This is a genomic window from Paenibacillus sp. 01T422, assembly GCF_056398785.1.
The window spans coordinates 1-8475 of record NZ_JBFTQB010000186.1 but is presented as its reverse complement, the minus strand read 5'-3'; the positions used below and the strand labels follow the sequence as shown (position 1 = coordinate 8475).

At 49.4% G+C, this 8475-nt stretch carries 8 protein-coding genes; 2 read left to right on the top strand and 6 right to left on the bottom strand.

Translation table 11 applies throughout. The features are described from left to right. Nucleotides 1–693, bottom strand: a 693-nt coding sequence (gene rluF, locus AC1DUA_RS12855) for a 23S rRNA pseudouridine(2604) synthase RluF (protein WP_477500131.1), incomplete at its 3' end; no start/stop codon positions are given. Nucleotides 694–880: 187 nt separating this feature from the next. On the opposite strand from rluF, the gene AC1DUA_RS12850 reads away from it, so the two are divergent. Beyond that, nucleotides 881–1501: an NAD(P)-dependent oxidoreductase gene (locus AC1DUA_RS12850; RefSeq protein WP_477500130.1), complete on the top strand. Its 621-nt coding sequence runs from the start codon at nt 881–883 to the stop codon at nt 1499–1501. A gap of 73 nt (nt 1502–1574) precedes the next feature. Here AC1DUA_RS12850 and AC1DUA_RS12845 read toward each other — a convergent pair whose 3' ends face one another. The 3 genes from AC1DUA_RS12845 to AC1DUA_RS12835 form a co-directional block, all read right to left on the bottom strand. Next, nucleotides 1575–1880 carry a hypothetical protein gene (locus AC1DUA_RS12845; RefSeq protein ID WP_477500129.1) on the bottom strand — a complete coding sequence of 102 codons (306 nt, stop codon included), beginning with the start codon at nt 1878–1880 and terminating at the stop codon, nt 1575–1577. A gap of 332 nt (nt 1881–2212) precedes the next feature. Continuing rightward, nucleotides 2213–4267, bottom strand: coding sequence for an ABC transporter ATP-binding protein (locus AC1DUA_RS12840; protein ID WP_477500128.1), 2055 nt, complete (start codon nt 4265–4267; stop codon nt 2213–2215). Nucleotides 4268–4316: 49 nt separating this feature from the next. Further along, entirely contained in the window at nt 4317–6062 is a 1746-nt protein-coding gene (locus tag AC1DUA_RS12835) for an ABC transporter ATP-binding protein (RefSeq protein ID WP_477500127.1), read from the bottom strand. Nucleotides 6063–6594: 532 nt separating this feature from the next. Between AC1DUA_RS12835 and AC1DUA_RS12830 the strand changes: the two genes are divergently transcribed. Then, on the top strand, nt 6595–6771 hold the full coding sequence (locus AC1DUA_RS12830; RefSeq protein WP_477500126.1) for a hypothetical protein: 177 nt from the start codon (nt 6595–6597) through the stop codon (nt 6769–6771). Between the two features lie 260 nt (nt 6772–7031). Here AC1DUA_RS12830 and AC1DUA_RS12825 read toward each other — a convergent pair whose 3' ends face one another. Both AC1DUA_RS12825 and AC1DUA_RS12820 read right to left on the bottom strand, forming a co-directional pair. Beyond that, nucleotides 7032–7568: a DUF2231 domain-containing protein gene (locus AC1DUA_RS12825; protein WP_477500125.1), complete on the bottom strand. Its 537-nt coding sequence runs from the start codon at nt 7566–7568 to the stop codon at nt 7032–7034. A gap of 87 nt (nt 7569–7655) precedes the next feature. Further along, the coding region (locus tag AC1DUA_RS12820) for a M56 family metallopeptidase (protein ID WP_477500124.1) at nt 7656–8475 on the bottom strand (820 nt) is incomplete at its 5' end.

The window sequence follows — 8475 nt, the reverse complement described above, 5'->3', positions numbered from 1 at the left end:
TTCTTTGCTCAGGGTGAGCATGAGATCCTTCATTTCGCCTTCCGTCAAATCGCGCCATTTGCCAACCTTTAAATTCCCCAAATGAATATGCATAATTCTTACACGTTGCAAGCGCACCACTCGATAACCGAACGCTTCGCACATACGGCGAATTTGCCGATTAAGCCCCTGCGTCAGGATAATTCGAAAAACACGATCGCCAACCGGATAAATCTCACATGGCTTGGTTACCGTGCCCAGAATGCGGACTCCACTAGCCATACCCTTCAGAAACATCGGTGTAATTGGCCGATCCACAGTCACGATGTACTCTTTGTCATGGTTATTTTCTGCGCGCAAAATCTGGTTCACAATATCCCCGTTATTCGTCAACAGAATGAGACCTTCCGAATCTTTATCCAGTCTGCCGATCGGGAAAATACGTTCCGAATGCCCCACAAAATCAACAATGTTGCCTCTAATATGAGCTTCCGTCGTACTGGTGATCCCTACTGGTTTGTTGAGCGCAATATAGACATGTTCCTTCTTCCCGCCAATCGGTTTACCATCAATCCGAACTTCATCACCTGGACCTACAACACTCCCGAGCCCAGCAACCTCGCCGTTGATCGTAACACGCTTCGCTTCTACCCACTTGTCCGCTTCCCGTCTGGAGCAAACCCCTGTCTCGCTAATAAATTTATTGATTCTCATGCTTGGGAAATCCCTTCTATACCGTAATCCTATTTTTCTAATATCTCCTATTATGCTGGATTCGCTACATTCGTTCAAGTCAGGTATCAAATAGTAAAAAGAATAGGTGCCTGCACGAGGAGCATTTCTCTAAGGTAAGTAAGAAGCGTATAATAGAGCCTACAACGCTAGAGACATGGAGGATAGTATGCATTTTCTTCTATTAGGAGCAACAGGAAGAGTCGGAACTCGCGTTCTAGAGCGAGCTTTGGCAGATAACCATAAAGTGACAGCACTCGTACGCGATCCGCAAAAGGTCAACCAATACTCCGAGCAGCTTACTTTGCTGCAAGGTGACGCATGCAATCCGGGTGACATTCGTCGTTCCTTGGAGAACGTAGACATCGTCATCAGCTGCCTCAATACCGATGGCGGCACGGTTCTGACGGAGTCTACGCCCCTTCTCATCGAAGCCATGAAATCTCAAGGCGTAAGCCGGGTTATCACTATCGGCACAGCCGGCATCCTGCAAAGCCATGAGCACCCCGGCCTGCTGCGCTACGAAACGCCGGACACGAGGCGTTCCTCGACGAGAGCTGCCGAAGAGCATCGTAAAGCTTGGGAACTGCTGCAAGCCTCTGGCTTGGCGTGGACAGTCGTCTGCCCAACCTACTTGCCAGATGGCGAGGCGCTCGGGACCTACCGCGTGGCGCGCGATTTCCTGCCAGAGGACGGCAAGTCCATCTCGGTAGGCGATACAGCAGCCTTTACTTACAGCGTTGCACTTTCGGACGAGTATGTTGGCTGCCGCGTGGGATTGGCCTACTGACAGGGCATAAAAAGAGGCTTTCCCGGAGGTCATCAAATGACCGAGGGAGAGCCTCTTCTGGGTTTTAACAATGTCATCTTCTTGCTTTGGACAAGGCAGCAATGTTCATCCATGAAATCACGATGCCGACAACGCGGAACACATATCCGGCAACCGGGATAAAACTCAAGAATGACATAATGATGTTAATCACTGTCTTGGTCGTCGTTCCATTATGGGTGAGGATCGCAAACACTAAATTCACAAATACGAGCGGGATCACCCAAGTGTAGGACCACAGGTAAACGAATGGGATCAGTCCCAGCAAATACCCCACAGCAATCGCGATTTCCGACAGCAGCTGAAGCAAGTTTAGTAATCGAAGTGTATCTGAACGCATACAGCCCCTCCTTTTCAGTAAGGAAATTTTCTTATTGTTATTGTAGCATAGACAGCACAAAAAAACCGCCAAGGCAGCGTTGATGCCTTGCGGTTAATCTATGTTGCATAATGTGCAGCAGAATGGCGGTAATTAGGCCTCCGCAAGCCTGTATGTTGTACAAAGTACAACGACTTAGGCGGAAAACGGCCCTATTGAGGGCTACTCCACCCAGTTGATTGCATTTCGTGCAATCAACTGCGGAGTAGCAACCAGTACTACGCTTTTTCGTTGCACTTCGTACAACGAAGGCTCGGTAGAGCGGGTGCCCACTGCTGCACCCGGAAAGCCTCCTACAAGCCGCTCCGCACTTCGTTCTCGTCGGCGGCTGCCGTCTCCGGATGTCCCTGCTGCAGCTGGTACATCTGATAGTACCGCCCGAGGTGCGCCATCAGCTCCTCGTGATTACCGCGCTCGACAATTTCACCGTGGTCGAGCACTAGGATTTGGTCGGCGTTCTTAATCGTCGACAGCCTGTGGGCAATGATGAAGGTGGTCCGCCCCTTCGACAGCACCTCGAGCGCCGCCTGAATGACGGCCTCGGTCTCGGTGTCGATGGAGGCTGTCGCCTCATCGAGGATCAAGATCGCCGGGTCGAACGCCAGCGCCCGGGCGAAAGAGATCAGCTGCCGCTGCCCGGCCGACAGCGTGCTGCCCTTCTCGATCACGGGCTCGTCGATGCCGTGCGGCAGGCTTTGAAACATGGCCGCTGCGCCCACTTCACGCAGCGCCGCCTCGACCCGTTCCCGGGTGATGGACGGATCATCCAACGATACGTTGGATGCGATCGTCCCTGTGAACAGGAACGGATCTTGCAACACGATGCCCATATGCTGCCTAAGCAGCTGTTTGGGCATCTCGCGCACATCGCGGCCGTCGACCGTGATACGGCCCTTGTTCACATCGTAGAAGCGGAACAGCAAATTCAAGATGGAGCTTTTGCCCGAGCCGGTGTGCCCAACTAGCGCAACGGTCTGCCCTTGTTTGGCCTCGAAAGTGATGTCCTTCAGCACGTCTTCGCCTTCTTTGTAAGCAAAACGTACATGCTCGAACTTCACGTTGCCCAGATAACGCTCCGATTTCTCAGTAGCCACGTGAATGCCCTGCTCATCTAACAGTTCAAACACACGATCAGCCGATACAATGGCCCGTTCCAGATTGGGCAGCTGATTCACGATCCCCACCATGGGGTGGAACATACGGTTCAAGTAATCGACGAAAGCGTATAGAACACCAACCGTGATTAACGAATGCAAGGAGCTGCCGCCGACGTACCAAATGAGACCAAAGAAGAACAAATTCCGCACAACGTTCATTAGATTATGGGAGGTCAGCGAATTCAGGCTGAGCAACTTATTTTGATAATGCGTGTATTCATCGTTCAGTTGCTCGAATTCTTGTGTCGTCTCCTTTTGCCTGCGGAACGCTTGAATGATCGTCATGCCTTGAATTGCCTCATTGATCATTCCGTTGATGGAACCGATCCGTTCACGAATCTCATGATTATAGTGAGAGGCATATTTGCGGTATACAATAATCCACACGTAGAGTAGAGGAAGCACCGGTAGCGTGAATAAAGCCAAACGATAATCAAGAATGAACAATGCCACAATAATACCCACGATATAAATCGTACCTGTAAAAAAATTCGCCAACACCTGAACGTACAGGTCCTTGACAGACTCCGTATCGTTCGTGATCCGTGAAACAATTTTCCCTGCTGGCTGATTGTCAAAATAATTGATTGGCAGTCGCTGAATTTGCGCAAATACATCGCTCCGCATACGCTGAATGATCCGATTCGCTGCGGATTGCAGCAAATACCGTTGACCATAGGTGAAACCAGCGCCAATGAGAATTAACACAAAGTAGATACCAGCCAGCTTCATTAGACTGGCAAATTCAGGCGCATAGAACGTGTACAGCTCCTGAATGCTGAGCTTTTTAGCCGGATATTCCGCTTGCTCTGTTTCCTGCGTAATCGTTAGTTTTCCATCGTCTGCCAGCTTGCGGACGCCGTCAAAAACAAGCGCCTGATCCACCCACACAAACTGGGTGCCCACCTGCAGAATCCGAACCTCATGCCCCTTCGGCTCCCCTTCCGCGAAGTGATCGCTCCGTTTATAAAAACCTCCGTTCATCGGAACCGCGTTCTCCGTCTGAGTTGCCGATGTGGTCTCGAACCACGGCTTCTCTATACCGAGAATGTGCGTATYGATCATCTTCTTAGCAATGAAAGGACCTGCCAGCTCCGTCGCAACGGCTACAGATAAGCATAGCAGCGCGATCAGCAGAGGTTTTTTAAACAATGCTGCATATTGAAATAATCGCTTACTCGTTTGTTTCATTAGGGTTTTCACCTTCTTTTCATGAGATCATCTATTTGTCCGTTCAGCTTCAGCCAACCTGTTGTTCTTCTAATTGCTGACGGTCATACTGCTCTTTGTACCAGCCACCTAGCGCCAGAAGTTCCTCATGCGTGCCTTCCTCCACGATATAGCCCTCATCGAGCACGAGAATGCGATCGGCATGTTGAACCGCAGACAGGCGGTGCGTTGTGATGAGTGTCGTTTTGCCGGCGCGTTCGGAACGAATCCCCCGGATGATTTCGGCTTCTGTCTTGGCATCTACAGCAGATAGCGCGTCATCCAGCATGAGGATTTCCGGATCCACGTAAAGCGCCCGCGCGATGGACACGCGCTGCTTCTGACCACCGGATAAAGCCACGCCTCTCTCGCCAACTAAGGTTTCAAGGCCTTCCGGCAGGAACTCCACGTCCTTGCGGAATGCGGCCAGCTCAAGCGCTTGAATAAGCTGCTCTTCAGTGCCTTGGCTAGCGCCGAACTTAATATTCTCCTTCACCGTTTTGGAGAAAAGAATCGGTTCCTGTGGCACATACCCGATCCATCCATGTACGGTGTCGATCGTCAGCTGCTCAATCGGTGTATCCGAGAGGGCGATCATGCCTTTCCCTAGCGGATATTCACGCAGCAGCTGTTTGAGCAGTGTTGTTTTGCCGCTTCCTGTTCGGCCTACAATGCCGAGCGTCTGCCCTCGCTTCAAGTCAAAGGAGATATTGACGAGATTGTCAATGGAAGAGGACGGATAGCGGAAGGTTACTTCTTTGAAGCTAATCGAATTGGGCAGCAGCATCGTTGTTGCATTCGGTTCGTCGGTGACATCTGGCTTATAGCCCAGCGTCTCATTCACCCGATCCAGGGAGGCGTTGCCGCGCTGCATGATGTTCATGAGTTCCCCGATTGCGAACATCGGCCAAATCAGCATGCCAAGGAACGTATTGAAGGAAACGAGCTCCCCGAGCGTTAATTCACTATGAAACACCATATATCCGCCGTAGCATAGTCCAATTAAATAGGAGATTCCTACAAGGATTTTGACCGTTGGTTCAAAAAGAGCATCAATAAAAGCAACTGCAATATTTTTACGAAAGACATCGTCCGTCATCGTTTTAAAACTTTGTTCACTAGCCTTTTCTTGCACAAAAGCACGTATGACGCGCACGCCAGCGATCGTTTCAAGCACCCGGTCATTCATTTGACCGAAAGCATCCTGAGCGAGAATGAACCTCTCGTGGATGCGCCCGCCGTAGATTGTGATCGCAGCAGCCATCAAAGGTAGCGGAAGGATCGAAGCAAGCGTCAACTTCCAACTAATGAAGAAACCCATCATGCTGAGAATGGTAAGCATAAACAACGTTGAGTCTACGAAGGTCAAAATCCCAAAACCTGCTGTGGTCGACACCGCTTGTAGGTCATTCGTAGCTCTTGCCATGAGATCGCCAGTACGGTTGCGTTCATAAAATGTTGGCGTCATGCGCAGCAGCTGCCTCATCAGACGCGAGCGAAGCACACGCTCCAGAACAAATGCGCCTCCAAACAGCTGATACAGCCAAATATAGGACAATCCATAGCCGGCTACAATCAGCGTCCCCCAGAAGGCGAGCAGCTGGAACAGCTTGCTGCCTGTTAAAGTCCCCATGTGTATACCATCAATCGCATAGCCGATTAGCTTCGGAGGTATCACATCAATGATTCCGACGATGATGAGCAGACCAATCGCTAGCGAATATCGCTTCCAATTCATTCGGAAGAACCAACCTAATTTTTTTAATACGATAAACATTGATTTCATCACTCCTTTACTTCTTATCCACGCAAAAAGGCACACCGCACGCAGCGATATGCCTTTTCAAAAACAGAAAAGCGCTCGTTACGAACTTCTTCGTAACCCGCGCTTTCTTCATCAGCGTATATGAAGGGGTTGCAGCAGCCGAACAAACACCATTAAGGCGTATCGGTATCGACTAACAGGCGGGTTACTCCGTATGAATTTGTATGGTTGTTAGCTTGGTGCATATGATGTGCATTGGGATCTAGAACCAGCTTAATCATCTTGAAACCCTCCTTCTCTACCGCAAACCTACTGCGTCCTTTATCATTTCCAAAAGTTGTATAATTGCGCTTACAGAGGTGATCTTAACACCCTTTTCAAGCCCCTGTCAATCGGAGAAAAAGACTATAAAAGAACTCTCTTACCCGTCAATTTCGGATCAGAATACTTGCTTTTTGCCCCTGCACAATTGTCACACATGTTTCAAAATCTCACGGCATATTCATAACATAAGAGTTCATTTCGTGCAGGGGAGTGGATGGGCATGGTCGATCAAGTGTTTGCTTTGCTGGGATGGATTGCCGCGTTCGGAGTCATAATTGGCGTTGTTTTGGCACTTGTTGCCCGGTTTGTTTCGCGCGATTCGACGAAGTATGATATGGAGTTTTTGTGGGATAATCGATTTACGTTGGAGGAGTTGGAGCTGGACGAGCCAGCATGATGAGGATAACGTTCTGTAGGCAAGAAAGGGGCTATCTCATCAGGTCTGAATTGACCTGATGGATAGCCCTTTTCTTGAGCGGAACTGTGGTCCTCTATTTTAGGCAAATGCGGCAATTTGGCAGAACAGGAGGAACTATGGTCCTCTATTTAGCCAACTTTTGAGCAAATGTTATTCGTTGGGGGCAATTAAGACCTTGTAGTTCCCCCTCACTGTCAAAAGGTGGCCATTTCGACTAAATAGCGGACTCCAGTTCCCTTTTATTTATTTGAAGGTACAGTTGGTGTCGCTGGTCCCTTAGCTCTCTGAGCTCCAGGGCCTTGCCCATTTGGCTCACCTTGCCCGCCAGGTGCTTGTCCACCCGGTGCTCCGCCCCCTGGCGCCATGGCCGGGGCATTCATGGGTCTATGTACCATTTGACCGCCAAGATGGCCTGTATAACTGACGAGGATCACAGCCGCGAGCGAGCCGATCAAATACATCGGATGCCGGCCGGTGTCTTTCTTTTTCCAAATGAGCAAACCAACACGAACTACCGCAAGAACAATCGCTGCAAGCATTGTTAATTTCGCATAGAATTCATGAGGGACAACCAGAGGATTACGCCAAGGAGACGGTCCCGTCATGACAGCCGCAACCGCGCCAAGCGCACCTACCACAAGGCAGAGCATACCGGCAGAGTGCCACTCCCGTTTTTTCATGATCATCGCAATGATATCAAAAACAAAACTGAAAATAAGAAGTGCGATAGGGACATGCGTCACTATGAAGTGCAGATTTTTCAAGATATAATCCATCAATCTCTCTCCTCACTCATCTATTTCGTTTACACTACAAAGTGTAGTGTTAAATAAATGGAAAGTCAAGCCTTGCCAATCAGGGCTCTAAATGAGCCCCATCAGCAGGATAACGATCAACAGGGATACCACTATTCGAAGCCGTGGCCACGGTAGTAAGAAGGTCATTTGCGGGTCAAGAATATGTTTGATGCGAACATTCATGGATGTTTCAGCGAAAGAGGCGTGAGATAAGGATAGATTCGGTACCGGTGATTGTTGTTTGAGTAGTTTGAGGAGAGCGCTGCCCAAATCGGCAGGTTGATTCATTTGACCAATGGCATACTTATCTGCCCTAAGTTCAATCATAATGGGGTATTTCTTAGCAAGCCATGCAAAAATCGGGATATACCACAGCGCCTTAGAGATGACGGACAGCAGGAAAATAGCGAGTGGATCGCGATGCTTCATATGGCATTTCTCATGGTCGATAACGGCATGAAGCTCTGTAGGGTCCAACATGTCGAGTAACCCCGTCGACAGGATGATTTGCGGGTTCCGGAAGCCTATCGTCATGGCGGTTGGCGCTTTGGAAGAAATAATTCGCAGTTGATGCTCAGCAAGCTGATAAATGCCGCGGTATTGCAGGGTGAGCGCAGCATCCTGGTGTTTGGCAACTAGCCTCTTGGCTTTCATCGCTTGAAAGGCTTGCCGTATGATTAGGAAAAAGACCGCGCTAAGGGTATAAAGGATCACAACATTCACCAAATTAAGCGCAATGGGTGCAGGGATATGAAGATTTTTGAATAAAATAACGCACAAATCAAAGATGTTATAGCGTGCTTTCCATTTGAAGAGATGCTGTCCCACAAAAAGCAGCATTTGTCCCAAGACAAGCCCCGACAAGGCTAAAGAAGCAGCATACAGC

Bases quoted from the DNA above. Each gene is read 5' to 3' on its own strand.
- AC1DUA_RS12835 (WP_477500127.1), bottom strand. From the start codon at position 6,062: ATGTTTATCGTATTAAAAAAATTAGGTTGGTTCTTCCGAATGAATTGG.
- AC1DUA_RS12850 (WP_477500130.1), top strand. From the start codon at position 881: ATGCATTTTCTTCTATTAGGAGCAACAGGAAGAGTCGGAACTCGCGTT.
- AC1DUA_RS12825 (WP_477500125.1), bottom strand. From the start codon at position 7,568: ATGGATTATATCTTGAAAAATCTGCACTTCATAGTGACGCATGTCCCT.
- AC1DUA_RS12845 (WP_477500129.1), bottom strand. From the start codon at position 1,880: ATGCGTTCAGATACACTTCGATTACTAAACTTGCTTCAGCTGCTGTCG.
- AC1DUA_RS12830 (WP_477500126.1), top strand. From the start codon at position 6,595: ATGGTCGATCAAGTGTTTGCTTTGCTGGGATGGATTGCCGCGTTCGGA.